The sequence below is a fragment of the Myxococcus sp. CA056 genome (assembly GCF_013336715.1).
GTDB classification, from domain to species: domain Bacteria; phylum Myxococcota; class Myxococcia; order Myxococcales; family Myxococcaceae; genus Myxococcus; species Myxococcus llanfairpwllgwyngyllgogerychwyrndrobwllllantysiliogogogochensis.
The window spans coordinates 868,061-892,967 of record NZ_JABUMT010000003.1; the positions used below are offsets into that span (position 1 = coordinate 868,061).

At 68.3% G+C, this 24,907-nt stretch carries 20 protein-coding genes; 7 read left to right on the plus strand and 13 right to left on the minus strand.

Annotated features, from left to right (window positions below):
* Positions 1 to 97: 97 nt before the first annotated feature.
* The 3 genes from HUA76_RS18075 to HUA76_RS45380 form a co-directional block, all read right to left on the minus strand.
* Positions 98 to 1,516, minus strand: a complete 1,419-nt coding sequence (locus tag HUA76_RS18075; protein WP_141642889.1) for a sigma-54 dependent transcriptional regulator — start codon at positions 1,514 to 1,516, stop codon at positions 98 to 100.
* Positions 1,517 to 1,582: 66 nt separating this feature from the next.
* Positions 1,583 to 2,704, minus strand: coding sequence for a sensor histidine kinase (locus tag HUA76_RS18080; RefSeq protein WP_141642890.1), 1,122 nt, complete (start codon positions 2,702 to 2,704; stop codon positions 1,583 to 1,585).
* 16 nt (positions 2,705 to 2,720) lie between these two features.
* Positions 2,721 to 3,947, minus strand: coding sequence for a prepilin peptidase (locus HUA76_RS45380; protein WP_371745494.1), 1,227 nt, complete (start codon positions 3,945 to 3,947; stop codon positions 2,721 to 2,723).
* A gap of 244 nt (positions 3,948 to 4,191) precedes the next feature.
* Here HUA76_RS45380 and HUA76_RS18095 point away from each other — a divergent pair, with 244 nt between their 5' ends.
* The 4 genes from HUA76_RS18095 to HUA76_RS18110 all read left to right on the plus strand — a co-directional run bounded on the left by HUA76_RS18095 (position 4,192) and on the right by HUA76_RS18110 (position 7,517).
* Entirely contained in the window at positions 4,192 to 4,770 is a 579-nt protein-coding gene (locus HUA76_RS18095) for a prepilin-type N-terminal cleavage/methylation domain-containing protein (protein ID WP_254614326.1), read from the plus strand.
* A 98-nt stretch (positions 4,771 to 4,868) separates the two neighbouring features.
* Positions 4,869 to 5,792 (plus strand): pilus assembly protein PilG, encoded by a 924-nt coding sequence (locus HUA76_RS18100; protein WP_254614273.1) that lies wholly within the window; start codon positions 4,869 to 4,871, stop codon positions 5,790 to 5,792.
* Complete coding sequence (locus tag HUA76_RS18105; RefSeq protein ID WP_174453019.1) at positions 5,773 to 6,753, plus strand: ABC transporter ATP-binding protein; 981 nt, start codon at positions 5,773 to 5,775, stop codon at positions 6,751 to 6,753. The genes HUA76_RS18100 and HUA76_RS18105 overlap by 20 nt, the downstream gene beginning before the upstream one ends.
* Positions 6,750 to 7,517, plus strand: coding sequence for an ABC transporter permease (locus HUA76_RS18110; protein WP_174461564.1), 768 nt, complete (start codon positions 6,750 to 6,752; stop codon positions 7,515 to 7,517). Before HUA76_RS18105 ends, HUA76_RS18110 begins: the two co-directional genes overlap by 4 nt.
* Before the next feature lie 52 nt (positions 7,518 to 7,569).
* Here the strand turns inward: HUA76_RS18110 and HUA76_RS18115 are convergent, their stop codons facing one another.
* From HUA76_RS18115 to rffA, 4 genes are all read right to left on the minus strand, one after another.
* Positions 7,570 to 9,330, minus strand: coding sequence for a tetratricopeptide repeat protein (locus tag HUA76_RS18115; protein ID WP_174461565.1), 1,761 nt, complete (start codon positions 9,328 to 9,330; stop codon positions 7,570 to 7,572).
* A gap of 108 nt (positions 9,331 to 9,438) precedes the next feature.
* Positions 9,439 to 11,229, minus strand: a complete 1,791-nt coding sequence (locus HUA76_RS18120) for a glycosyltransferase family 39 protein (RefSeq protein ID WP_174461566.1) — start codon at positions 11,227 to 11,229, stop codon at positions 9,439 to 9,441.
* Between the two features lie 84 nt (positions 11,230 to 11,313).
* The gene (locus tag HUA76_RS18125) at positions 11,314 to 12,027 is read right to left on the minus strand and encodes a WbqC family protein (RefSeq protein ID WP_174461567.1); all 714 of its coding nucleotides are present in this window, start codon (positions 12,025 to 12,027) and stop codon (positions 11,314 to 11,316) included.
* Positions 12,021 to 13,151 carry a dTDP-4-amino-4,6-dideoxygalactose transaminase gene (rffA, locus tag HUA76_RS18130; protein WP_141642898.1) on the minus strand — a complete coding sequence of 377 codons (1,131 nt, stop codon included), beginning with the start codon at positions 13,149 to 13,151 and terminating at the stop codon, positions 12,021 to 12,023. Before rffA ends, HUA76_RS18125 begins: the two co-directional genes overlap by 7 nt.
* Before the next feature lie 225 nt (positions 13,152 to 13,376).
* On the opposite strand from rffA, the gene HUA76_RS18135 reads away from it, so the two are divergent.
* Genes HUA76_RS18135 through HUA76_RS18145 form a run of 3 tightly spaced genes read left to right on the plus strand, consistent with a single transcriptional unit; the run spans position 13,377 to position 16,466 of the window.
* Positions 13,377 to 14,375 (plus strand): glycosyltransferase family 2 protein, encoded by a 999-nt coding sequence (locus HUA76_RS18135; protein WP_174461568.1) that lies wholly within the window; start codon positions 13,377 to 13,379, stop codon positions 14,373 to 14,375.
* On the plus strand, positions 14,362 to 15,060 hold the full coding sequence (locus HUA76_RS18140; RefSeq protein ID WP_141642900.1) for a class I SAM-dependent methyltransferase: 699 nt from the start codon (positions 14,362 to 14,364) through the stop codon (positions 15,058 to 15,060). The genes HUA76_RS18135 and HUA76_RS18140 overlap by 14 nt, the downstream gene beginning before the upstream one ends.
* Positions 15,057 to 16,466, plus strand: a complete 1,410-nt coding sequence (locus HUA76_RS18145; RefSeq protein WP_174461569.1) for an FAD-dependent oxidoreductase — start codon at positions 15,057 to 15,059, stop codon at positions 16,464 to 16,466. Before HUA76_RS18140 ends, HUA76_RS18145 begins: the two co-directional genes overlap by 4 nt.
* A gap of 24 nt (positions 16,467 to 16,490) precedes the next feature.
* Here the strand turns inward: HUA76_RS18145 and HUA76_RS18150 are convergent, their stop codons facing one another.
* The 6 genes from HUA76_RS18150 to HUA76_RS18175 all read right to left on the minus strand — a co-directional run bounded on the left by HUA76_RS18150 (position 16,491) and on the right by HUA76_RS18175 (position 24,841).
* Positions 16,491 to 17,903: a sigma-54 dependent transcriptional regulator gene (locus tag HUA76_RS18150; protein WP_281291621.1), complete on the minus strand. Its 1,413-nt coding sequence runs from the start codon at positions 17,901 to 17,903 to the stop codon at positions 16,491 to 16,493.
* 26 nt (positions 17,904 to 17,929) lie between these two features.
* On the minus strand, positions 17,930 to 19,471 hold the full coding sequence (locus HUA76_RS18155; RefSeq protein WP_174461639.1) for a nitrogen regulation protein NR(II): 1,542 nt from the start codon (positions 19,469 to 19,471) through the stop codon (positions 17,930 to 17,932).
* Between the two features lie 61 nt (positions 19,472 to 19,532).
* Complete coding sequence (locus HUA76_RS18160; protein ID WP_174453011.1) at positions 19,533 to 20,786, minus strand: type II secretion system F family protein; 1,254 nt, start codon at positions 20,784 to 20,786, stop codon at positions 19,533 to 19,535.
* A 57-nt stretch (positions 20,787 to 20,843) separates the two neighbouring features.
* Complete coding sequence (locus HUA76_RS18165; RefSeq protein WP_141648910.1) at positions 20,844 to 21,959, minus strand: type IV pilus twitching motility protein PilT; 1,116 nt, start codon at positions 21,957 to 21,959, stop codon at positions 20,844 to 20,846.
* 39 nt (positions 21,960 to 21,998) lie between these two features.
* Positions 21,999 to 23,699, minus strand: coding sequence for a type IV-A pilus assembly ATPase PilB (pilB, locus tag HUA76_RS18170; protein ID WP_141648911.1), 1,701 nt, complete (start codon positions 23,697 to 23,699; stop codon positions 21,999 to 22,001).
* Positions 23,700 to 23,911: 212 nt separating this feature from the next.
* On the minus strand, positions 23,912 to 24,841 hold the full coding sequence (locus HUA76_RS18175; protein ID WP_174453010.1) for a bifunctional riboflavin kinase/FAD synthetase: 930 nt from the start codon (positions 24,839 to 24,841) through the stop codon (positions 23,912 to 23,914).
* Positions 24,842 to 24,907 lie beyond the last annotated feature (66 nt).

Here is a 24,907-nt window from a genome sequence, read left to right on the forward strand (position 1 = left end):
GTCCAAACTGCGCCGGGCCCCCCACCACGGTCGCGGAGGCCCGATTTTCCGGCTCCGGCCGCATTCCGTCAAATACGGCCCGACGGAATCTCCCCCTTCAGCTCCGTTCGGCCTCCGCGTCCGGGTCGATGCCGTACTCCTTGATCTTGTACAGCAACGCCCTGTGACTGATGTCCAGGACCTCCGCCGCCCGGGTCCGGTTCCCCTTCGTCCGTCTCAGGGCCGCCCGGATGTAGGACTCCTCCAGCTCCCGGATGGCCCGCTTGAGCGACAGGTCGCTACCGACCTGTGGCATCCCGCCGGTGTTGGTTCCCGTCGGCCCGGGTGCGGGCGCGGCCCACAGCCTTTCGGGCAGGTTGGCCGGAAGGATATGCGGGCCATCCGCCAGGAGGACTGCCCGTTCCATGGCGTTCTCCAGCTCGCGCACGTTGCCCGGCCAGGCGTAGGCGGACATCAGGGCCTCGGCCTCTGGCGACAGGCCTTCCACGGGAGACTCGCGGTTGAGCTCGCGGTTGAAGCGGTGGATGAAGGCGCTCGCCAGCAGGGGCACGTCCTCGCGGCGCTCTCGCAAGGGAGGCACCCTCACGTTCACCACGTTGAGGCGGTAGTAGAGGTCCTCGCGGAACTCCCCCTTCTCCACCAGCTTGCCCAAGTCCCGCAGCGTCGCCGCCACCACGCGCACGTCCACCTTCTCCACCCGGTTCTCGCCCACCGGACGGATTTCTCCTTCTTGCAGCACCCGCAGGAGCTTCACCTGCGCGGGCAGCGGCAGCTCGCCCACTTCGTCCAGGAAGAGCGTGCCGCCGTCAGCCTCGGAGAAGAGGCCGCGCTTGGCCGTGCGCGCATCGGTGAAGGCGCCCTTCGCGTGACCGAACAGCTCGCTCTCGAGCAACCCTCCCGGAATGGCGCCGCAGTTGACGGCGACGAAGGGGAGCGGGGCTCTCGGGCTGCGCGCGTGCAGCTCCCGGGCGATGAGCTCCTTGCCCGTACCGCTCTCCCCGCTGATGAGCACGGTGGTGTCCACCGGTGCCAGGCGCGCCACCTGCTTGAGCACCGCATGCAGCGACGCGCTCCCTCCGAGGATGTGCCCCTGGGGCACGGAGGGAAGACCGCCCTGCTTGAGGCGCCGGTTCTCGCGCAGCAACCGCTCGCGCTCCTCGGCCTTGCGCAGGACGAAGACGATTTCCTCGGGCTTGAAGGGCTTCTGGACGTAGTCGTACGCGCCGGCGGACACCGCCTCCAGGGCCTGCTCCTGCGAGCCGTAGGCACTCATCACCACCACGGTGAGCCCCGGGTGCGCGGCCTGCGCCTCGCGCAGCAGCGTGAGCCCATCCTTGCGAGGCATCCGCACGTCGGAGACGAGGACGTCGTAGTCGCGCGTGGCCAGCTCCCGCAGCGCCTCCTCCCCGTCCGCGACAGCGCGAACGTCGTAGCCCTTGTCGGTGAGCACCAACGTGAGGATGTGCCGGATGGAGGGCTCGTCATCGGCGACGAGGATGGTGCGGAACAAGGACATGGGGGCCTTCTGGCATCATCCCCCAGTCCCGAGGCAGGAGATAGCTTCTGGCCGGACAGCGTCCGCTCACACGGCGGGCAGGGACACGGTGAAGCGCGCGCCACCTTCGGGCAGGTTCTCCGCCCCCAGCCGCCCGCCCATGACCTGCGTCAGCCGCAGCGACACCGCCAGCCCCAGCCCCGTGCCCTGTCGCCCCTTCGTGGTGAAGAAGGGCTCGAACAACCGGGGCATGACCTCGGGCGGAATGCCTGGGCCGTGGTCCCTCACCACCAGCCGGGCCTCTCCCTCTTCACGAAGGGTCACCACACTGACGCTCCCCTGCCCTCCCATGGCCTGCGCGGCGTTGAGCAGGAGGTTGATGAGGATCTGCGACAGCGGGCCCGCCTCCGCCCGGGCGAACACCCCCGGTTCCAGCGCCAGGTCCACCGACACACCCGCGAGCTCGGGCGCGGCGCGGACCAGCCGCACACACGTCTCCACCACCGAGCCGACATCCACCGGTCCTGGGGACGCCGTCTCTGGACGCCCCAGGTCCAGCAGGCTCCGGACGATGCGGTCGATGCGCTGCACCTCGTGGTCGATGCGCTCCAGGTAGTCCTTCAGCTCCTCCGTGGGCGCCTTCATCCGCGCCAGCGACAGGTACCCGAGGATGCCCGCCAGGGGGTTTCCCACCTCGTGAGCCACGCCCGCCGCGAGCCTGCCCACCGTGGCCAGCCGCTCGGCGGAGACCAGCTCCGTCTGGGCTCGCGCCAGACGGGTGTTGGCCTCCCGCAGCGACTCCACCTGGGAGCGCGTGAGGGCCTGCTCCGAACGCAGCGCCTCCGCCAGCCGCTGCAACGCGCGCTGCATCCTCGACAGCAGCGGCCCGCCTTGCGTGGGTGTCAGGTGCGGGTCCAGTTCCAGTCGCCCCAGCTGTTCCACCATGGCCTCGGCGGAGCGCAGCGGACGGCCCACCGTCAGGTCCAACACCACGTACGACAGCAACGTGAGCGCGACCAGGTCCAGTCCCAGCGCGAGCGGCAGAAAGCCTCGCACCTGCGTCAGCACCTCCGCGTCCGGTGTCCCCGGCGACACGAGCCGGCGCCCCAGCTCCAACAACCGGATGAGGACGGGCTGCAGCGACAACCAGGAGAGTCCCGTGCAGAGCGAGCTCAGCAGGAACGCCACGCTGGCGATGCGCCACTTCATCGCGCGTGCGCGCGCTTCACGGCGCGCCCCCGAGCAACATCGCGATGTCCATCGGCAGCACGCGCGCGAGCCACGGCCCCAGCAACATCACCTCCAAGCCCGCCAGCGCGAGCCACGGCCCGAAGGGAATGTTGGTGGGCCCGGGCACCCACTCCTCTTCCTCGCCCGTTTCATCGTCCATGGGCGCATCGGGAATCGGCTGGAAGAGCAGGCACCAGGGCACCAGCAACAAGCGCTTCCACAACGGAATCCCCGGCCGGGTGAACTCCCACGTCATCGTGGATTCGGGCTCGGACTCATTCGTGCCCTCGGGCCCGGCCGTCGTCGCGCCGAGGCCAGGAGACGACGCGTCAGCCGGAACGACAGGCGGAAGCGCCGCGCTCTCGGTACCGGAAGGCAGGGCGGCGCCCTCGGTCGTGTGCGAGACGAGCTTCTCCTCGGAAGGGGAAGCCGCGCCTTCGGATGCCTTGACGCGCGGAGCATCCGGAGGTGGCGCAACGCCCTCGGGAGGCGTCACGGGCGCGGCATCGGGAGGTGTCGACGGCCCCGCGCGCCCGGTGAGTCCGAGCATGGCCAGTCCCACCACCGCGCCTTGCAGCGATGACAAGAAGAGGATGCCCAGCAAGGCTCGCCAGGAAAGAAACGCCCCCAGGAGCGCGACGAGGAACTTGTCACCGCCGCCCAGCGCTTCCTTTCGGAAGACCTTCCAGCCCACGTACTCCATCAGGCGGAAGGCGAGGAAGCCGATGACCGCTCCCAACGTGGCGTCCACCACCGCGTCCGCGCCTCGGGGCACCGCGAGCACCAGCCCCGCGGCGATGCCCGGAACCGTCAGCGAAAACGGAAGGATCCAGTGCGCCAGGTCGATGAAGGTGAGCGGTATCAGCAACGACACGAGCACGAGCGCGGGGAACAACTCGTACGTCCACCCGAACCTCCGCAAACACGCGAGGAAGAGCAGTCCGGTGAGCAGCTCCACCAGCACGTAGCGCGGGGAGATGGGCGCGTGACACGAACGACACCGAGCCCTCAGCGCGAGCCACGAGAGGACGGGGATGTTCTCGTACCAGGACAGGACATGCCCGCACTTGGGGCAGCGCGAACCCGGCCGGACGATGCTCAGTCCTTCAGGGACACGGGCGATGACGACATTGAGGAAGCTGCCGATACACAGGCCGAGGACCAGGAGGAAGGCGGTGAAGAGGGGCCCGGCCCAGCCTGGCACGAGTGAGGAGTCCGTCACGGAGTCGGGCATCCTAGCGTCGCGGCCCAGGGAGGACAGCATCGGGGATCGACGATTTGCGGCAGGCGCGGTGACAATTTTTGGCAGCTCGGGCGAGGAGCGAGCGAGATCCGCCCCACCCCGCTGTGGGAATTCACCGGGTTGGGGCAACTGTTGGCCATGGCACCGTTCGTGCTATGAATCCGGGCTGTCGTTCAACCCCCCTCTGCACCTGCGGAGCACTCCCGACATGCTGAACCGTCTCCTGAAGAAGAAGGGTGGCTTCACCCTCATCGAGCTGATGATCGTGGTCGCCATCATCGGCATCCTGGCCGCCATCGCCATCCCGAACTTCATCCGCTTCCAGGCCAAGTCCAAGCAGTCCGAGGCCAAGACGAACCTGAAGGCCATCTTCACGGCCCAGAAGGCGTACTTCGGCGAGAAGGACAAGTATGTTTCGGACTTCAAGGTCGTCGGCTTTGATCCGGAGCCGGGCAACCGCTTCACCTACGCCATCAAGGCGGGCTGCGCTCCGGCGGCGCAGGCAGTCAACGCGCGCCAATATGATCAGGGCTGCATCGGCCAGGACTCGGCGCGCTTCAATCAGGCCCCCACGGTCGCGGCGCCCATGGGCAAGATCGGCGTGGACGGCAACTGCCCGAACTGCGAATTCTACGCGACGGCGGCCGGTAACGTCGACAACGATGCGTTCGGCGACACCTGGGGCATCACCTCCCTCGCGACGGTGTCCACCGCGCTCACCAACACGTGCGGCATCGACCCGCCGGGCACGATCGGTGGCGGCGAGCCGGGTAACGCGTACAACGACGTGAGCTGCCCGTAGTCATGTAGGCGCTGGACCTCTGGTTGGGTGAAGCGCCGCGCTGTATCAACGGGACATCCGGGGCTCCTCGGGTGTCCCGTGTCTGCTTCTTCAAGGGAATGATGCGCAAGCTGCCTACCGTGCTGCTGGTTGCTGGACTGCTTCTGGTGGTCTACCTCTCTGGCCAGCCCCGCCCCCCTCCGCATCTGGGTGACCGTCCCATCCTGCCGCGCCCCGGTTTCCTCAAGGCACTGTTCAAGGCGCAGCTCGGCCTGGTCACCGACTACTTCTGGATTCTGACGATCAACCGGGTCGGCTCGGCCAGGTCTGTGTCTGATTACCGCGACGTCTACTACTACGCGGACCTCACGACGGACCTCGACCCCCGGTTCGCCAAGGTCTACACGTTCGCGGGAATCACCATCCCCATCCACATGGGTCGTGAGCAGTACGCGAACGTCAAGGAGTCCTCGACCATCCTCCGCAAGGGCATGGCCAACACGCCGGAGGACAAGCGCATCCACTTCCAGCTCGCCTACAACCTCATGTTCTTCGAGCGCCGCTATCAAGAGGCGGCCGCCATCATCGAAGCGCTCGCGAGGGAGCCCGGCGCGCCGGAGTGGTACTCGGGGTTGGCGACCCGGTTGTATGCCCAGGCCGGGGAATTCGAAACCAGCCTGGGTCTCGCGCAGACGTTGCGCGACAGCGCCGAAGACGAGGAGACGCGCACGTATTACGAGCGCCGCGTGAATGAAATCCTCCAGGAGCGGCTTCTCCGGCAGCTCGACGAGGCCCTCGAACACCACAAGGCTCGCACCGGCCAGTTGCCCGGATCCCTTGAAGCCCTCGTCTCAGCAGGAGACCTGAGCGAGCTTCCTGGCGATCCCCTGGGCGGCAAGCTCTTCCTGGGTGACGACGGACGCGCCTATTCCACGGCGACGCGGTTCCGGCTGGGAATCATCTACAACGAGAAGACGTCGGACGGGGAGCGCCTCGTTCCAAAGCCCATGGACGCGAAGAACCATGAATCCCCTCAGCCCTGACGCCCCTCCCATTCAAGTCCGGGGACTCTCGAAGACCTACAAGGTAGGCTTCTGGTTCAACCGCACCGTTCGCGCCCTCCAGGGCCTGGACCTCGAAGTGGGCGCCGGGCAGATCTACGGCCTGCTCGGTCCCAACGGCGCCGGCAAGTCCACCACCATCAAGATTCTGATGAACCTGGTGCGGCCGAGCAGCGGCAACGCGCTGCTGTTCGGCCAGCCCGTGGACAAGGCCGCCACGCGGCGACTCGTGGGCTTCCTGCCTGAGAATCCCGCGCCCTACGAGTACCTCACGGGCCGTGAGTTCGTGACGCTCGCGGGCCAGCTGTGCGGCATGAGCGGCCACGAGCTCGACGTGCGCGTGACGGAGGTCCTCGGCTCCGTGGAGATGGGGGCCGCGGAGAAGCTCCAGATTCGGCGCTACTCCAAGGGCATGGTGCAGCGCGTGGCGCTCGCGCAGGCGCTGGTGGCCCGACCGAAGATGCTCATCCTCGACGAGCCCACCAGCGGTCTGGACCCCGTCGGACGACGGCAGATGCGCGACCTCATCCTCGCCGAGAGAGACCGGGGGACCACCGTCCTGTTCTGCAGCCACATCATCCCGGACGTGGAAGCACTCTGTGACAGGCTGGCCGTGCTCGTGGGTGGCCGTCGCGTGCGCGAGGGCAGCGTCAGGGAGCTGCTCTCCACGCAGGTGCCCACCGTGGAGATGGTGGTGGAAGGCCTGCCGCTGGAGCAGGTGAAGAGCCTGGGCGTGGCCCTGGAGTCCACCCAGTCCCTGGACGGGCGTGTGCGGGTGCAGGTGCCCGATGCCCAGAGCCAGAAGATGCTGAGCCAGGTGCTGGCGGCCGGCGGACGCGTCAACAGCCTCCAGGCGGCTCAGTTCTCCCTGGAGCAGCTCTTCATGGACGCCCTCAAGGATTCCGGACGAACGACGAGTGTCGGCGGGGAGATCAACACATGAGCGCGTTCGGCGCGATGGTCTGGAACGGGTTCCGGGAGGCACGCCGCAACCGCGTCACGGTGGTGGTCGGAGCCTTCGCGGCGGTGGTGCTGCTGTCGTCGACGTTGATTACGGAGGTGACGGTCGCCACGTTCGACCGGGTGCTCACCGACTTTGGCCTGGGAATGATGAGCCTCATCCTCGTCTTCCTCACCATCTTCCTGTCGAGTGGGCTGCTGAGCCGCGAAATCGAGCGGCGCACCATCTTCCTCGTCGTGAGCAAGCCCGTGTCGCGCACCCAGTTCCTGCTGGCGCGGCTGGCGGGCAACATGCTGACGCTCGCGGTGATGATGGGGGCGATGATGCTCATCTTCGCCAGCCAGTTGCTGATGTTCCAGGTGAGCATCCACCCCACGCAAATCGTCGCGGCGGTGGGTCTCTGGTTCGAACTGCTGGTCCTGACCAGCGCGGGAATCCTCTTCTCGAGCTTCACGGGCCCCGCGGTGTCGGCCATCGCCACCACCGGCATCTACTTCACCGGCCACCTGGCCTCGGACCTCTACGACATCGCGAACCGACTGGATGACGGCTCGGTGAAGACCTTCGCGAAGGCGCTCTACTACCTGCTGCCGAACCTGGAGCGGATGAACTTCCGCCCCTATGCGACGTACGGCCTCCCGGTCGATACCTCGACCTTCCTCTCGGGCGTGGGCTACGGCCTGGGCTGGGCGGCGCTCTTCACCGCCGCCGCCATCTTCATCTTCGAGCGGCGCGACTTCCGCTGACGAGGTGGGGCCGGACCAAGTGGGCCGCCCCTCACTCGCGCTGTCACCTGAATCAGGGCGGGGAGCCCAGGGCCATCCGGGCCTGCTGCAATCCTCGCCGAGCGGGCTCTGACTCTGGCTGGAGGCGCAAGGCCTCCTCCAGTGGAGCCACGGCCTCCGCCGGGCGTCCCATCTGCAGCAGCGTACGCCCGAGTTCCAGGTGAGAATCCGCGCGACGCGGAGCCAGCCGCAGGACCTCCTGAAAGCGAGCAACCGCCTCCTCCATCCGCTTCGTCCGCCGCAACGCGAGCCCGAGGTTGTGGATGACCACCGGCTCGCCAGGACGAAGCTGGAGGATGCGCTCGAACTGGACGATGGCGAGTTCCATCCTTCCCAGGAGCGCGTAGGCCACCGCCAGGTCGCTCTGGATTTGATAGCTGCGTGGCAGCTCCACCGCGGCAAGCTGGAGCTCCGCCAGGGCCTGCTCGGGGCGACGCGCCTTGAGATAGGCCCCGCCCAGATAGCCTCTGAGGATGGGCTGGCCAGGCGTCATCGCCACCGTGTCTTCCCAGAGCGAGACCTCGTCATGCCAGGCGGGCACACGCACCAGCGTCAGCACGGAGCACACCACGACGACACCCCCCACCAGGAGCTTCACTGCTCGCGCATGCTCGCGCCATCGCTCCAGGAGCCCTCGCAGCCCCGTTGCGGCCAACAGGCAGAAGCCCACGGAAGGCAGGTAGAGGAACCGCTCCGCGTAGGCCTCCACGCCTCTGAGCTGCAAGAAGAAGACGGGCAGGAGCGGGGCCAGGAGCCACACGCCGCCAGCGAAGGCCGGCCCCGCGTCGCGGCGCTTCCACCACAGCAGGCCGAGCAGGGCCACGAGCAACACGGAGCCCAGGGCGACCTGGGTCGGCTCGGGCGGAACACGCAGGGGAATGGTCAGCACGAGCGGATGGGGCCAGAGCAGCTTGCCCAGCAGCTTCCCCGCCAGGGCCAGCATGTGCAGGGGATACAGCCCCGTGCGCCCCGACCCCACGGGGACGGGAAGAGACAAGCCCACCGCGTTGAGCCGGAGGGCCGCGTACCCCAGCAGCCCCAGCCCCAGGGGGGCATATCGGAGCGCCCACCCTCGAAGCCCCGGGCGGGCGGGACGCGTGCCCACCGCACGGTCCGTGGCCCACAGCACCACGGGGAACACCACCGCCACTTCCTTGAACAGCAGGCCCGCGAACCACAACAGGCCCGCTCCCACGCCCCATCGCCATGAGCCGGAGCTCCCCACCATGAGGCGCACCGAGAGCAGGACCATCAGGGTGGCCGCCACGTCCATGCACCCACTCACCCAGGCCACCGACTCCGTGTGCACGGGGTGCACGGCGAAGAGCAGCGCGCCGGCGAGCGCGGCCCAGCTTCCTGCCTCGGAGAGGTTCTCCCCGGGGCGACGGAGGCACTCACGCAGGAGCCATCCCACCAGGAGCGACGCCAGGCCATGCAGGAGCATCAGCACCAGGTGGTGCGGCCAGGCCGTGGTGCCGAAGAGCGCGCGTTGCGCGAAGAACAGCACGTGGGCGAGCGGCCGGAAGTAGCTCTCCGCGGGGCTGCGATCCACCTGGGAGGTGGGCTCGTCGTCGAACGCGAACAGCGGGCGCTGGAAAGCCTCGGCCAGCGTGTCCAGCGAGCGCAACCACGGGTTCTGCACCACGAGCGGGATGTCGTCATAGACGAGCCCGTTGCGCAGCGTCCCCGCATACACCGCCAGCGCCGTGACGAAGACGAGGAGGGAGTGCGGAGAAGGACGGAGGGAGCTGGGGCGCGCGGCGGAGGTTGCCATGAGGGGCCTCGAAAGCTCAGGGCCAGAAGGACGGGATGACGGCGGATTGAAACGCCGCGAGGGACGGACTCGCGGCGCCCACACGTTCGCGCGCTCGCATGACGCGCATCAACGTCCGCCCGTTTCCGCGGTGGGCGCGGGCAAGGCGGGAGGAGGCGCGCCACCGACGTCCAGGGGCTCCAGCCGGAAGGGGTCCGGGGCCTTGCCGGGCACCATTCGGAAGAAGCGGCGATCCGGGAACCGCGGTCGCAGCTTCTCCGCGAAGCCCGGCCCATCGTGCAGGACGATGAGGTCCTCCTCGTAGCCCGGGTGCGGAGGCGGCCACTCCAGGACGAAGCTCCCCACCTTCCGGAACGCGGGCACTTGATTCCAGGCCACGGCGTACTGAGGCGCCAGCACCACCGCGCGCCCCAGCCTCGCGTCATTCAGGTACGCCTCCATCGACTCGTGGATGAGGGCTTGCTCTCGCAGGGCCAGCGCGTTGCGCATGTCGAAGATGCCCAGTCCGACCACCAGGGAACCGAGCACTCCCGCCATGACTGTCGCGGACGGCAGCTCGGCCCGGCGGGCCACATCCACCAGCCTCCGCAGCCCATGCACGGCCACCAGCGCCAGCGCCGGCGCGCATTCCGAATAGTGAATGGGACCCACCGAGTGGATGCCGTGGTTGTCGTGGAAGAGCCCCAGCCCCAGCAGCGCCAGCACCGACAGGAGCAACAGCTTCGTCAGCCGGTCCCACGACGCCCCGACTCCCACGAGGAGCACCCCCACCGGCCCGAGGAACCACACCGCGAGCATCAACGCGTTGTAGCTGGTGTTCGCGCCGAAGCGCTCCAGCATCGAGGCGTCATGCGCGGAGAGCTTCGCCGGGAAGGTGTACATGGACACGCGCGCGGGGAGCAACGCGTCCCCCGTCACCGCATGGTTGAAGGCAAGGAAGGCCACCACCGCCGGCAACCAGCCCAGCACCAGCCCTCCCAGGCACGCTCCCACGGGCAGCTCCCGCCGCACCAGCCGCCAGAGCACCCAGAGGTAGAACGGCGCCAGGAAGAAGAGGGTCTCGAACGGCCGGCACAGGAAGGAGACACCACTCACCAGCCCCAGCCACGTCCACCAACGCCCGCCCTTCTCCTCCGCCTGGAGGAAGCACACCACCGCCACCGACAAGGCCGCGCGGGACAGCAGGTGCGCATGAGCGGTCATCGACAGCAGCGCGGACATCGGTGACAGCAGCACCAGCAGCGCGGCCACCCCACCCCACGCCGGGCCCAGCCGCCGGGTGGCCACCCAGGCGACCACCACCGCGGGCACCGCCGCCGCCAGCGAGAAGACGAGCGAGCCCGTCCCCGTCAGCTCCCCCAACGCCCACGCCACCTGCAGCCCGAGCCACTCGAAGCTGGAGCCCATGCCGTCCCGCACGTAGAGGAAGATGGTGGGGAAGGACTCCAACGGGTCCGTCAGCTTCACCAGGAACCTGCCGCTGGCGAGCACCTGCCCACCGAAGCGGGCCGCCTGCTCGTCATCCGTGATGGGACGGTCCAGCAGGAACACGAAGCGCCCGACTCGCGCGAGCAGGAAGGCCACCACCGCCACCAACACGGCTCCAGCGCGCCGCTCCTGCGCGCTCAGCGCCTCCAGTCGGCGCCACATCCGGACCGCTGGCGCCGACAGCCCATGCACGAGCGACAGCCCCAGCAGGACACCTCCCGGCACCAGCAACAGCGCGTGGCCCAGCCACTGGTACAGCTCTCCGGAAGAGCTGGCGCTGAAAGGCATGCGGAAGGAGACGGTCAGCCCGGGTGCGGTCGCTTTCAACCCGAAGAAGGCCGCCACCAGAAAACACCCCAGGGCGCCCTGGGCCACCGCGTTCCATCCCGTACCGCCACGAGCCGAAGTCATCGCTCTCGTGGGGTAGCACACCCCTCGCGCGCCGGGCAAAGCCGCAAGCACGGACGCGAGGACGAACAGGAGGCAGGCAGCCCCTCAGCGAGCCCGCTGGCGCCAGCCCCAGATGGCGTCGGGTGCCTCCGGCCCCAGGTGGAAGAGCACATCCAGCACCGTCACCGCGTGCTCGAAGGGTGGATGGGGCTGGGGGTACGTGGGGTACCCCGCGTAGTCCTTGTAGGTGAGCTGGATTCCCGCGGCGTCGAAGTCCTCCTGTCGAAGGTAGTCGCGAGCCGCGGGGCCCGAAACATAGTGCGTGGCGCCCGCGTGCCGCAGCAGGTCGAGGATCCGCTCCCGCTTCGCGCCGGTGAGCGTCCATTCGCGCGAGTCGCGAAAGCGCACCTGGATGCCCAGACACTCCTCGGCGATTCGGCGCACCAGGAACTGGTTCAGCTCCGACAGGTGCGTCCACGTCCGCTCCAGGTACACCTCACGCAAGAGCGGCGCATAGCGCTCGAAGTGGGGCGCGCGGCCGTACTGGTGTCGCAGCGTCTCCCAATGCTTGCGCGCCCACGTGCCCTCTTCGATTCGCACGTCGCAGATGAGCCGATCCGTGCTGGAGCCCACCGGCACCGTGAGCCACACCGGCCCCTGGGCCGTCTTCACGCGATTGCGGTTGCGCCAGTCGCGGTGCGTGTACTGCACGTCATCGTAGAAGATGAACGTGTCCACATCGTGGATGATGTCGAAGTAGCCCTTCCAGGGCAGGTAGTTGGATTGGATGATGGCGACGGAGTGCCGGGCCGCTAGCACCGAAAGTCCCTCACGGCGGAGAGCACCGTGGACTGCTCCGCTTCCGTCATCGTGCTGTAGAACGGCAGCCGCACCAGCCGGTCGCTGACGTCCTCCGTCACCGGACAGGCGCCCACCTCTCCGCCAAACTTCCGGCCCATCTCCGAGCTGTGCAGCGGCAGGTAGTGGAACACGGCGTTGATGCCCTGCTGACGCAGCTGCTGGATGAAGCGCGTGCGTGCCTCCAGCGACGGCATCAGCAGGTAATACATGTGATAGGCCTGTTCGCAGTGCGCGGGCACGTGGGGCTGGGCCACGCCCTGGGCGGTCGCCCAGGCGGAGAGCTCCTGGTGGTACGTGTCCCAGAGCGCCCGGCGCCGCGCCTGGATGCGCTCATGCTCGCGAAGCTGCCCGTAGAGGAAGGCCGCCAGCAAGTCCGACATGACGTAGCTGGAGCCGATGTCCACCCACGTGTACTTGTCCACCATGCCGCGGAAGAAACGGCTGCGGTTGGTGCCCTTCTCGCGGATGATTTCCGCCCGCTCGGCATGGTGCGCGTCGTTGATGAGCAGCGCCCCCCCTTCTCCACAGCTCACGTTCTTCGTCTCGTGGAAGCTGAGCGTGGAGAAGGTCCCGAAGGTGCCCAGGGCCCGTCCCCGGTAGTGGCCAAAGAGGCCATGCGCGTTGTCCTCCACCACGGCCACGCCTCGGCGCGTGGCGATGTCCATGATGGCGTCCATCTCACAGCCCACGCCCGCGTAGTGGACGGGGACGATGAGGCGCGTGCGCTCGGTGATGAGCGCCTCCAGCTTGCGCTCATCCAGGTTCAGCGTGTCGGGCCGCACGTCCGCGAAGACGGGACGCGCGCCCCGCAACGCGAAGGCGTTCGCGGTGGAGACGAAGGTGAAGGACGGGACGATGACCTCGTCCCCCGGCTGCAAATCGAGCAGCAGTCCGGCCATCTCCAGCGCGTGGGTGCAGGACGTGGTCAGCAGCGCCCGCCTCACGCCCAGCAGCTCCTCCAGCAGCGCATGGCACTTGCGCGTGAACCCCCCATCTCCCATGAGGTGGCTGTTGGCCAGCGCCTGCTCGATGTACTTCGCCTCGTCTCCGAGCATCTGCAGCCGATTGAAGGGAATGGTCATGGCGTCACGATGAAGCAGGCGGGAGGGCCCCCAGGCTACAGCACCCTCCCGGGCTCCGGGAGCCGCTCGAGCCTCGGAGGGGCTCCCCCGCCCGCCCGGAGGACACCGTGCTCGGGGTGCCCCAGGGACTCGCGGCGACCAGGCGAGCGCACTCCGCCGCGCGACAGGTCCAGGGAACGCGGTAGGATTCGCGAGCGTTGGGCTCCCCCGCCCGCCCCCCTTCGCATGAGCCCACCCGTCGTCGACATCTCCGTGGTCGTCCCCTGCTTCCGTGGGGAGTCCTCGCTCCCCGAGCTGTGCGCGCGGCTGGTCCGTACGTTGGAGGCCCGCCACACCCCCTTCGAAATCATCCTGGTCGACGACAGCGCCAGGCCCGCGCTGTGGGCCGTCATCGAGAAGCTGGCGCAGGGGGATGAGCACATCGTGGGCGTGCGGCTGATGCGCAACTTCGGGCAACACAACGCCACGGTGTGCGGCTTCCGGCATGCCCGTGGGCGCTGGGTCGTGACGCTCGACGAGGACCTGCAGAACCCGCCCGAGGAGATTGGCGCGCTGCTGGCCCGCGCCGAGCAGGCCGACGCGGATGTCGTCTACGGTCTGCCCCGCGTGAGGCAGGGCCCCGGGTGGCGCTCGCTGGCCTCGCGCCTCATCATGGTCATCCCTCGCAGGGTGATGCGGGTGGCCTTCGACATCTCCGCCTTCCGGCTCATCTCCGGGCGCGTCGCCGCCGAGGTCGCCCGCAGCGAGCGGCACGACATCATCCTCGACATCTACCTGTCCTGGGTCACCGACCGCATCACCGCCGCCGAGGTGCGCCACGAGCACCCCGAGGGGCTGCGCAGCTCGTACACGCTGGGCCGCCTGGTGACGGTGTTCTTCAACCTGCTCTTCAACTACGCCACCTTCCCCCTCCGGCTCGCCTCCGTCGGCGGCTTCCTCTTGTCCGTGCTGTCCGCCATCGCGGGCGGAGTGGTGGTCTTCTCGCGCATCACCGGGACCATCACCGTGCCTGGCTGGGCCTCGCTGGCCGTGGCGGTGCTGTTCTCCTCGGGCGTGACGCTGCTCGGCGTGGGCATCCTCTCCGAGTACGTGGCGCGCATCTTCCTCCAAATCAATCAGAAGCCCCAGGCGGTGGTGCGGCAGGCGACGAACACCTCCAGGCTGACCGTCGCGGAGCCACGGGCCGAGCCCGCGCGACAGGAGACCCTCCATGGACATCGCTGAAGAGCAGCGCGCCTTCTACGGCGCGCTCCTGGACCAGTACGGAGACGACCCCCGTGCCCTGTCGCACCGGGACCAGGCCACCCAATACGAGCGCTTCCACCGGCTGGCCCGGCTCTTCGAAGGCGCGTCGGGCCCCTTCTCCGTGCACGAGGTGGGGTGCGGCATGGGGCACTTCGGCGAGTTCCTCCAGCACCATCACCCGGAGGCCCGCTACTCCGGCAGCGACGTCCATCCCTCGTTCACGGAGTCGTGCGCGCGCAAGTTTCCCCAGGGCACCTTCCATACGCGCGACATCGTCGCGAGCCTTCCGCCCGAACGGTACGACTACCTGACGCTGTCGGGGACCTTCAACGTCCGGCTCTCGGCCACGCCCGAGGCCTGGCGCGGCTTCGTCGAGGGCATGCTGGCCGCCATGTACGCGCTGTGCACGAAGGGCTTCTCGGTGAACTTCCTCACCACGTTCCACGACCCCGAGTACACGCGCGAGGAGCTGTACTACCAGCCGCCGGGCGCGCTGCTGGACTTTGTGGTGGGCAAGCTGAGTCGGTTCTGGGAGCTGGATGCCGCGGGGCCCCTCTACGAATACACGTTGCGCGTGTACCGCCCCGAGCACGTCCACGCGCGACACGCGGACCCCGCCTTCGCCCGCTACTTCCGCTCCGCCCCGCGCCCCGTCTCGCCATGAGCATCTCCGCCTCCAGCGCCCCCTCGCCCCCGTCGCCCCGTCCCCGCATCGCGGTGGTGGGTGCCGGCCCCGCGGGCCTCACCGCCGCCTATGTCCTGGCGAAGGCCGGGGCCCAGGTCGAGGTCCACGAGGGCAGCCGCGTCGTCGGCGGACTGTCACGCACCCTGGACTTGTGGAACCAACGGGTGGACCTGGGGCCGCACCGCTTCCACACGCAGGATGCGCGCATCGACTCGCTCTGGAAGAGCGTGGTGGGAGAGGACTGGGCCACCGTCGAGTCCCATCCCGGCGTCTTCCGGAATGATGGGAAGGTGCTGCGCTACCCGCTCCAGGTGGTGGATGTGGTGCGCAAGGTGGGCCTCACCGAATCCATCCGGTGCGTGCTCGACTACGGGCGCCAGCAACTGCGCCCGCTTCCGGAGGTTCGAACGTTCGAGGACTGGCTGGTGCAGCACTTTGGCCGCCGCGTCTACGAGCAGTTCTTCCGAGACTTCAACGAGAAGTTCTTCGGACGGCCCTGCTCCGCGGTGGACGCCAGCGTGTCCGGCGCCGCGGCCAAGGACGCCTCGCTGGTCGACACCGTGCTCGCCGCCTTGCGCACGGGCGCGAGCAACGCCCGGGCACGCGCCGTCAAGCAGGTCACCGAGCAGTTCCCCTACCCCCAGCGCGGCACCGGAGAGGTGTACGAGCGCATGGCCCAGTTCGTCCGCGACCACGGCGGCGAAGTGCTCCTGGAGAGCCGGGTGGAGGCGCTGGAGGTCGAGGGCCGCCGCGTGACGGGGCTGAAGTCCTCCCACGGCTCGCGGGCCTACGACTACATCATCTCCAGCGCCCCGCTGGTGCCGCTCGTGGCACAGCTTCCAGGCCAGCCCCCCGAGGTGCAACGGGCGCTCACCGAGGCGCGCGACGTGCTCACCTTCCGAAGCGCGCTCCTGGTGTACCTGGAGGTCCACGAGACGGGGCTGTTCCCCGAGTCGTGGCTGGAGATGCACACGCGCGCGGTCAGGACCTGCCGCGTCACCAACTTCCGCAACTGGGTCCCCGGACTCTACGGCGAGGAGCGCTCCACCATCCTCTGCGCGGAGTACTGGTGCTCCCAGGACGAGACCCTCTGGAGCGAGTCCGATGAAGCCATGGCGGCGCTCGCCAGGAAGGAGCTGGAGTCCGTGGGCCTGCTGGGGCCGGCCCCGGTCGGGCGATTCCACGTGGTGCGCCTGCCGCGCTGCTATCCGGTGTACCAGCCCGGCTTCCAACGCGTCCTCCAGCCCCTCCAGGAGCACCTCGACAACTTCGAGCGCCTGAGTTCCATCGGCCGCGGCGGCCGCTTCTCCTACAACAGCCAGGACGCCAACTGGCGCATGGGCCTGGAGGCCGCGGACGGCGCCAGGGCGGCGCTCGGCTTCTAGGTCTCCGGGCCATTGAGGGGAGCGTCACTCTCCGCTTCGCACCGGCGCGGGGTCCTCCAGCTCGTCCGTGAGGCCGTGCTTCGCCAGCCGGTAGCGGAACGAGCGGAAGGACAGGCCGAGCAGGTCCGCCGCGCGCGTCTTCACCCCACCCGCCTGCTTCAGCGCCGCCAGCAGGTAGCGCCGCTCGCTGTCGTCCAGGTGGCGCTCCAGATTGAAGCCGCCGCTCAACTGGGGCTCGCCGCCCTCGCCCGGACGCGCCACCGGCTCCGCCTCGCCGCGCACCGCGGGCGGCAGCGTGGACGGCCCCAGCAGGTCCGAGTCCGACAGCGTGGCCGCGCGCTCCACCATGTTCTGCAGCTGCCGCACGTTGCCGGGGAATGCGTAGCGCTCGAGCAACGCCAGCGTCTCTGGCGCGAAGCGCAGGCCCGGCCGCCCCAGCTCCTCCGCCATCCTCGACAGGAAGTGGCCCGCCAGGAGCGAGATGTCGCCCGCGCGCTCGCGCAGGGGTGGCAGCTCCAGCGTAATCACATTGAGTCGGTAGAAGAGGTCCTCGCGGAAGCGCCCCGCCTTCACTTCCGTCTCCAGCCGCCGGTTCGTCGCCGCGATGACTCGCGCCTGGAAGGGCACCTCCGCCGCGCTCCCCACCGGCTTCACCTTCCGCTCCTGGAGCACCCGCAGGAGCTTCACCTGCGTGGCCAGCGGCATCTCGCCGACTTCGTCCAGCATCACCGTGCCCTCACCCGCGGACACCAGCAGGCCCGCGCGCTCGTGCAACGCCCCCGTGAAGGCCCCCTTCACGTGGCCAAACAGCTCGCTCTCCAGCGTGCCCTCGTTGAGCGCCGCGCAGTTGAAGGGCAGGAAGGGCTGCGCCGCCCGATTGCCGCGCATGTGGATGCCACGCGCCACCAGCTCCTTGCCCGTGCCGCTCTCCCCCGTCACCAGCACCGTGCTGCGCCCCGGCGCCACCTTCTCCACCAGGGACCACACCGCCTGCATCCGCGCGCTCTGCCCCACCGCCACGCCCAGCCCGGGCAACAACCGCGCGCGCAGCGTGATGTTCTCCTGCCGCAACGTGCGCTTCTCCAGCGCCTTCTGCACCAGCAGCCGCAGCTCCTCGTTGTCGAAGGGCTTGCAGATGTAGTCGTACGCCCCCTCGCGCATCGCCTCCACGGCGGCGGACGGCGTCCCGTAGGCCGTAATCAGCACGACTTCCGGAGGCTCCTTGCGCGCCCGCGCCGTGCGCAGCACGTCCAGGCCGCTGCCCGTCCCCAGCTTCATGTCGGAGATGACCAGGTCCACCCCGTCGCGCGCGAGCACCTCGCACGCGGGCTTCACCCCGGGCACGCTCGTCACCGCGTAACCCTCGCGGTGCAGCAACAGCTCCAGGTACTCCCGCATGGACAGCTCGTCGTCCACGACGAGAATGTGGCCTCTCACTCCGCTCTCTGCGGCATGCGCGGTCGTCACAGCGGCAACCCCACGACGAACTCCGTTCCCTCGGCCGGGTCCGAGCGCACGCGGATGGAGCCGCCATGCGCGCGGACGATGGAGTGCGCGGTGGACAACCCCAGTCCCGTGCCTCCGTCCCGCGTGGTGAAGAAAGGCTCGAACAGATGGCCCATCATCTCCTCGGTGATGCTTCCCGCCGAGTCCCACACCCGAATCTGCGCTTCCTTCTCGCTTCTCGCCAGCCCCACCCGCACCTCGCCCCTGGGTCCCGCCGCCTGGAACCCGTTGCGCACCAGGTTGATGAGCACCTGACGCAGCTGGTCCGGATCCACCGCGGCCATCAGCCGCTCCTGCGCGGACACCTCCACCCGCACGTCCCGCGCCAGGGGGTCCGCCCGCAACATGTCCACCGTCTCCGCCAGGAGCGCGTCCAGCGACACCTCGCGACGCATGGGCTCCGGAGGACGCGCGAAGCGCAGGAAGTCCTCCACCAGCCGCCCGAGCCGATCCGACTCGCGCACCAGGATGTTGGTGAGCTTCTGCACCACCACGTCCCGCGAGCACTCCTGCGCCAGCAGCTGCGCGGAGCCCCGCATCGCCGCCAGCGGGTTGCGCAGCTCGTGCGCCAACTGCGCGGAGAGCGCCCCCAGGCTCGCGAGCCGGTCCGAGCGCTCCAGGTCCTCTTCCATCCGCCGCAGCTCCGTCAAATCCTGGAACACGATGAGCAGCGCGCCCTGTTCACCCTCCAGCGGCGTCACCGACAGCCCGAGGATGATGCGCCGACGCCCCCCATCCGTGCCCACCACCAGTTCGCCACGCGACGAGCGCGGCGCGAGCCCCGACACACCCGGGAGCAGCGATTCCAGCGGCTGACCGGTGCTGCCCATGTCCTCCAGCTGAAGGATGCCGTGCGCGGCGGCGTTGACGTATGTGACGCGCTTCTGGGCATCGCAGGTGATGAGCCCCGACGGCATGGAGGAGAGAATCTGCTGCTGGAGCCCTCCCAACCTGCGCAGGTCCGCCTCTCGCGCGGACAGCGCGCCGCCCGTCGCGGAGAGCTGCCGGGACAGGTAGCCGGCCAACACGGCGATGAGCGCCAGCGCAAGCAGATTGCTGCCCAGCACGAAGAAACCCCGGCTGGACAAGAGCGGCCCCAGCGGCGCGACGTCCGACAGCCGCAGCACCCCCACCAGCCCGGCGAAGGACAGCGCCGCCGCCGCCGCCACCCAGAGGGCCCCTCGCCAGTCCAGCACCACTGCGGCGCCGATGACGGCCAGGCTGTAGAGGAACGTCAGCGGGGAGTCGGAACCACCACTCAGGAACACGAGGCCCGTGGCGATGACGACGTCGCCCAGCACCTGCACCCACGCGTCCAGCCGGCCGGCCTTCTCCCGCCGCAGCCGGATGCCCACCACCACCGTGGAGACATACGCGGCGACAATGACGGAGAGCGAGAGCGAGTCTGCCCGGCTCGGCTCCTCGAGGGGCTGGAGCAGCAGGCGACCCACGGTGATGACGAGCGACAGGCTCGCCGCCACCGTCCGGAACAACACCAGCCAGACCAGGCGCGCGCGGAGCCTCTCGGACTCGTCCGCGCGCGCCCTGGCGACAGCGGAGCTACTTGATGGCACCGGCAATGGAGAAGATGGGCAGGTACATGGCGATGAGGAAGCCACCGACCACGCCGCCGAGGAACACCATCAACAGGGGCTCGATCATGGCCGTCAGCGCGCTGACGGCGGTGTCCACTTCGTCGTCGTAGAAGTCGGCGATCTTGTTGAGCATGGTGTCCATGGCGCCCGTCGCTTCACCGACGCCAATCATCTGCACCACCATGGACGGGAACACCTTCGTCTCGAGCAGCGGACCGGCGATGTTCTTGCCTTCGGAGATCTTCCCGCGAACGTAGTAGATGGCCTCTTCCACCGTGCGGTTACCGGCCGTCTTCGCCGTCACGTCGAGCGCGTCGAGGATGGGCACGCCCGAGGAGATCATCGTGCCCAGCGTGCGCGTGAAGCGCGCCACCGCCACCTTGCGGAGCACGGGGCCGAACAGCGGCAACTTCAGGAAGACCTTGTCCCAGAACTTGCGGCCCCTGGGCTGCCTGTAGCTCCAGGTGAAGGAGACGACCAGCGCGGTGATGATGCTGATCACATGCAGCCAGTACGCTTCCGCCCAGGCGGACAAATCCACCACGAACTGGGTGGGAGCGGGCAGCGCCGAGCCGAAGTCCGCGAACATGGCCGCGAACACGGGCGTCACCTTGAGCAGCAGCAGCGCCGTCACGCCAATGGCCACGAGGATGACGATGGCCGGGTAGGTCATCGCGCCCTTGACCTTGCGCTTGAGCTTCTCCGCCTTCTCGCGGTAGGCCGCCAGACGGTTGAGGATGGTGTCGAGGATACCGCCGACCTCACCGGCCGCGCAGAGCTGGATGTAGAGCTCGTCAAAGACCTTGGGGTGCTCCTTGAGCGCATCCGCGAAGGTGCTGCCCTGCTCCACCTTCGCCTTGATGGCCAGCACCACCTTCTTGAAGGCGGGGTTGTCCATCTGGTTGGCGAGGATGTCCAAGCACTGCACCAGGGGCAGACCCGCGTCGATCATCGTCGCGAACTGACGCGTGAAGACGAGGATGTCCTTGCCCGTGACGCCGCCGAAGCCCGGGAGGCTGATTTCGCCGTCCAGCGCGCTCTTCTTGCGCACCTTGACGGGATTGAGGCCCAGGGACTTGAGCCGGGCGTTGACGGCCTCGCTGTCCGAGGCCTCCATCTCGCCCTTCTTCGTCTCCCCGCTCTTGGTCTTCGCCTCCCAGAGGAACTGGGCGGTGTTCTTCTTGGAAGCTGTTGCCTTCTGGACTGCCGGTGCTGCCATGAGCTCGACCTCCGCAAACGCCGCGCGAGTCTAACCGCTGAATCTCGAAACCAGGAACTAACGACCCGTCGCTCCTCCGGCTGGTCGCTGGGTACCCGGGAGCCCGCCACCCCCGGTGGAAAGAATGTTGCGCAGCTCGTCCGGGTCGCTGGAGCGACCGAAGGCCTCGTCCTGGGTGATGAGCCGGCGCAGGAGCAGCGCCGCCAGGGCCTGATTGAAGGTCTGCATGCCGTACTTGGCCTGACCCACCTGCATGGAGGAGTAGATCTGGTGGACCTTGTCCTCGCGGATGAGGTTCCGGATGGCGGGGTTGGGAATCATGACCTCCAGGGCGAGGATGCGGCCCGGAGCGCCCGCCTTGGCCACCAGCGCCTGGCTCATCACGCCCTCCAGCACGAAGGACATCTGGGCGCGCACCTGCGGCTGCTGGTACGGCGGGAACACGTCCAGCACGCGGTTGATGGTCTGCACCGCGCTGTTGGTGTGCAGCGTCGCGTAGCAGATGTGGCCCGTCTCGGCGATGGTGAGCGCGGCCTCGATGGTCTCCAGGTCGCGCAACTCGCCCACCAGCACGATGTCCGGGTCCTGACGCAGGATGTACTTGAGGGCCGTCTTGAAGTTCCGCGTGTCCGCACCCACCTCGCGCTGATTGACGAGGCAGTTCTTGTGCGGGTGCAGGTACTCGATGGGGTCCTCGATGGTCATGATGTGCTCATGACGCTCGGTGTTGATCTTGTCGATCATCGAGGCCAGCGTGGTGGACTTGCCCGAGCCCGTGGGTCCCGTCACCAGGATGAGGCCGCGCGGCTTCTTCACCAGCTCCGCCACGACGGGCGGCAGGCCCAGCTCCTGGAAGGTCAGGATCTTGAAGGGAATGGTGCGGAACGCCCCGGCCACCGCGCCACGCTGCATGAAGATGTTGGCGCGGAAGCGCGACAGCCCCTTCACGCCGAAGGACAGGTCCAGCTCGTTGTCCTCCTCGAACTTGTGCTTCTGGGCGTCCGTGAGGATGGAGTAGCAGAGCTGCTTGGTCTCCACGGGCGTCAGCGGCGCCGTCTTCAAGGGGACGAGCTCGCCGTCCACGCGCAATTGCGGCGGCGAGCCGGTGGTGACGTGGAGGTCGGAAGCGCCCTTCTCGACCATCGCCTTGAGGAGCTGGTGCAGGTTGGCCACGGTGGGGATGTCCTTCGGTGAGGCTGGGGGAGGGGGTGACTAGAAACGGTCCGGGGCGGTGTTGCCGACCACTTCTTCCAGAGTGGTGAAGCCGTCCATCACCTTCTTGAGGCCACTCATGCGAAGGCTGCTCATGCCCAGACGGATGGCCTCCTGCTTGAGCTCCGCGGCGGACCCACCGTTGATGACCAGCTCCTTGAGGCCGTCCCAGAAGGGCATGACCTCGTAGATGGCCACGCGACCCCGGTAGCCGCGGTCATTGCAGTCGCGGCAGCCGACCTTCTCGTACACGGTGAAGGTGCCCATCTTGTCCGGGGGGATGCCGGCGTCGATGAGGGCCTGCTCGTCCACCTTGTCCGCCGGCTTCTTGCAGGCGGGGCACAGGCGGCGCGCCAGACGCTGGGCGAGGATGAGGTTGAGCGAGGCCGTCACGAGGAACGGCTCGATGCCCATGTTGAGCAGACGGCTCACCGTGCCAGGGGCGTCGTTGGTGTGCAGCGTGGAGAGCACCAGGTGGCCGGTGAGGGCGGCCTTCACGCCGATTTCCGCCGTCTCGAAGTCGCGGATCTCACCAATCATGATGATGTCCGGGTCCTGGCGGAGAAACGAGCGCAGGCCCGCGGCGAAGTTCAGGCCGATGTCTTCATGCATCTGCACCTGGTTGATGCCGGCGAAGTTGAATTCGACCGGGTCCTCGGCGGTGCAAATGTTGGTGCCGACGTCGTTGAGGCTGGAGAGCGCCGAGTACAGCGTCGTCGTCTTGCCGGAACCGGTGGGGCCCGTCACCAGCACCATGCCGTAGGGACGGTCGATGGCTTCCTTGAACCAGGCCAGGGGCTCCGCGTCGAAGCCCAGCTTCGTCATGTCCAGCTGCAGGTTGCTCTTGTCGAGCAGACGCATCACGACCTTCTCGCCGAAGAGCGTGGGACACACGCTCACGCGGAAGTCCATCTCCTTGCCGCCGCCAATCTTGATCTTGATGCGGCCGTCCTGCGGCAGGCGTCGCTCGGAGATGTCCAGCGAGGCCATGATCTTCAGACGCGACGTAATCGCGTTGCGCAACTTCATCGGCGGGCGCATGACCTCGTACATCACGCCGTCGATCCGGAAGCGGACGCGGAAGTCGCGCTCATACGGTTCGATGTGGATATCGGACGCGCGCTTCTTGATGGCGTCCATGAGGATGAGGTTCACCAGCTTGACGACGGGCGCGTCATCTGCGGCCTTCGCCATCTCGTCGATGTTCTCCGTCTCCTCCTTCGCCAGCTCGACTTCGTCGTCGACGTCGCCGACGATCTCCTCCATCGAGGGGCCCTTCTCCGCGTAGTAGCGCTCAATGGCCTCGCGGATGGAGACCTCCGAGGCCACCACCGTCTCGATGTTGTAGCCGGTGAGGAACTTCAGGTCGTCCACCGCGAAGATGTTGGACGGGTCGCACATGGCGACGATCAGCGAGGGACCGGCGCGATTGACGGGAATCACCAGGTGCTTCTCGGCCACTTCCTTCGGCACGAGCTTGATGATGTCCGGGTCGATGTCGAAGTCCTTCAGGTTGATGGCCGGCACGCCGTACTGCTTGGAGAGGAAGTCGGTGAGCTTCGACTCCTCGATGGCGCCCGTCTTGATGAGCGCGGTGCCGATGCGCGTGCCGCTCTTCTGCTGTTCTTCCTGGGCCTTGCGCAGCTGCTGGACGGAGATGAGATTCTCGCGGACCAGCAGTTCACCCAATCGACCGGACATTCGTGAAGCCTCTTCCTTGTGGCACAGAAGGATGAGACGGGCGGGGGCCCGCCTCGCTCTTGGGAGACAGGGGCGTTGCCTCGGGGCCCCACAGCACCTTTGGCACGGTTCCTGACAGCGAATTAGAGGGGAGCCGCGCACATCCGTCAAGGCGCCCTCTGGGGGGCCCGGACTCGCCAACCCGTTGAACAATCACGGGAAAAGTGCGTGCGTCACTCCCCGGCCCGCGCAATCACCGTGCGAGCGGCCTCCACGTCGCGCTTGATCTGCCCGGTCAGCTCCGCCACGGAGCCGAACCGCTGCTCGGGGCGAAGGCGCTCCAGGAACTGCACGCGCAGCTCCCGCCCGTAGATATCCCCCGCGAAATCCAGCAGGTGCGCCTCGATGGTGACCTCGGTGCCGCCAAAGGTGGGCTTGATGCCGATATTGGCGGCGCCCCCATGCCAGGTGCCCACGCCCTCCCCCGTGAGGAAGCGCACGCGGATGGCATAGACGCCCGGCGCGGGCCGCAGCTCGTTCTGGGTGTCCACGTTGGCGGTGGGAAAGCCGATGGTCCTCCCCCGCCCCGCCCCCGCCACGACCATCCCGTCCAAATCGAACGGGCGACCCAGGAGCCGGCACGCGGCGGACACGCGCCCCTCGAGGATGTACTCACGCACCCGTGAGGACGAGGCCACCACCCCGTCCACCGTGACGGGCGTCACCACATGGACGCGCGCGCCCCGCCGGGACGCCGCCTCGCGCAGCGTCTCCACGTTGCCCGCGCGCGCCACGCCGTAGGTGAAGTCGCTGCCCACCACCACGTGCGCCACGCCGAGCGCGTCGAAGAGCGTGGCCTCGAAGTCCGCAGGGCCCGTGCGCGCATAGTCACGCGAGAAGGCCTGCACCACCGTGGCCTCCAGCCCCAGGTCGGCGAGCAGCTCCAGGCGGCGGGGCAGCAAGGTAATCAGCTTGGGCGCCAGGTCTGGCTGGAGCACCTTGCCCGGGTGGGGGTTGAAGGTGAACGCCGCGGGGGAAGCGTGCTTGCGCGCCTCCGCGAAGAGGGCCTGGTGGCCCACGTGCACCCCGTCGAAGTTGCCCAGGGCGAGCGCTCGGCCGATCAGCGCCCGGCCCGCCTCCGCCACCGACTGGAAGACCTTCATCCCTCCCCTATACCAGTGTTTTTCCCTGGCCAGACCCCGCTCGGCCGTGGTTGGAGCGCCCTCCTC

Coding starts and splice junctions, on each gene's coding strand:
- HUA76_RS18115 (WP_174461565.1), bottom strand. CDS start 9,330: ATGGCAACCTCCGCCGCGCGCCCCAGCTCCCTCCGTCCTTCTCCGCAC.
- HUA76_RS18105 (WP_174453019.1), top strand. CDS start 5,773: ATGAATCCCCTCAGCCCTGACGCCCCTCCCATTCAAGTCCGGGGACTC.
- rffA (WP_141642898.1), bottom strand. CDS start 13,151: ATGACCATTCCCTTCAATCGGCTGCAGATGCTCGGAGACGAGGCGAAG.
- HUA76_RS18135 (WP_174461568.1), top strand. CDS start 13,377: ATGAGCCCACCCGTCGTCGACATCTCCGTGGTCGTCCCCTGCTTCCGT.
- HUA76_RS18120 (WP_174461566.1), bottom strand. CDS start 11,229: ATGACTTCGGCTCGTGGCGGTACGGGATGGAACGCGGTGGCCCAGGGC.
- HUA76_RS18175 (WP_174453010.1), bottom strand. CDS start 24,841: ATGAAGGTCTTCCAGTCGGTGGCGGAGGCGGGCCGGGCGCTGATCGGC.
- HUA76_RS18160 (WP_174453011.1), bottom strand. CDS start 20,786: ATGGCAGCACCGGCAGTCCAGAAGGCAACAGCTTCCAAGAAGAACACC.
- HUA76_RS18080 (WP_141642890.1), bottom strand. CDS start 2,704: ATGAAGTGGCGCATCGCCAGCGTGGCGTTCCTGCTGAGCTCGCTCTGC.
- HUA76_RS18075 (WP_141642889.1), bottom strand. CDS start 1,516: ATGTCCTTGTTCCGCACCATCCTCGTCGCCGATGACGAGCCCTCCATC.
- HUA76_RS18100 (WP_254614273.1), top strand. CDS start 4,869: ATGATGCGCAAGCTGCCTACCGTGCTGCTGGTTGCTGGACTGCTTCTG.
- HUA76_RS18145 (WP_174461569.1), top strand. CDS start 15,057: ATGAGCATCTCCGCCTCCAGCGCCCCCTCGCCCCCGTCGCCCCGTCCC.
- pilB (WP_141648911.1), bottom strand. CDS start 23,699: ATGTCCGGTCGATTGGGTGAACTGCTGGTCCGCGAGAATCTCATCTCC.
- HUA76_RS18140 (WP_141642900.1), top strand. CDS start 14,362: ATGGACATCGCTGAAGAGCAGCGCGCCTTCTACGGCGCGCTCCTGGAC.
- HUA76_RS18110 (WP_174461564.1), top strand. CDS start 6,750: ATGAGCGCGTTCGGCGCGATGGTCTGGAACGGGTTCCGGGAGGCACGC.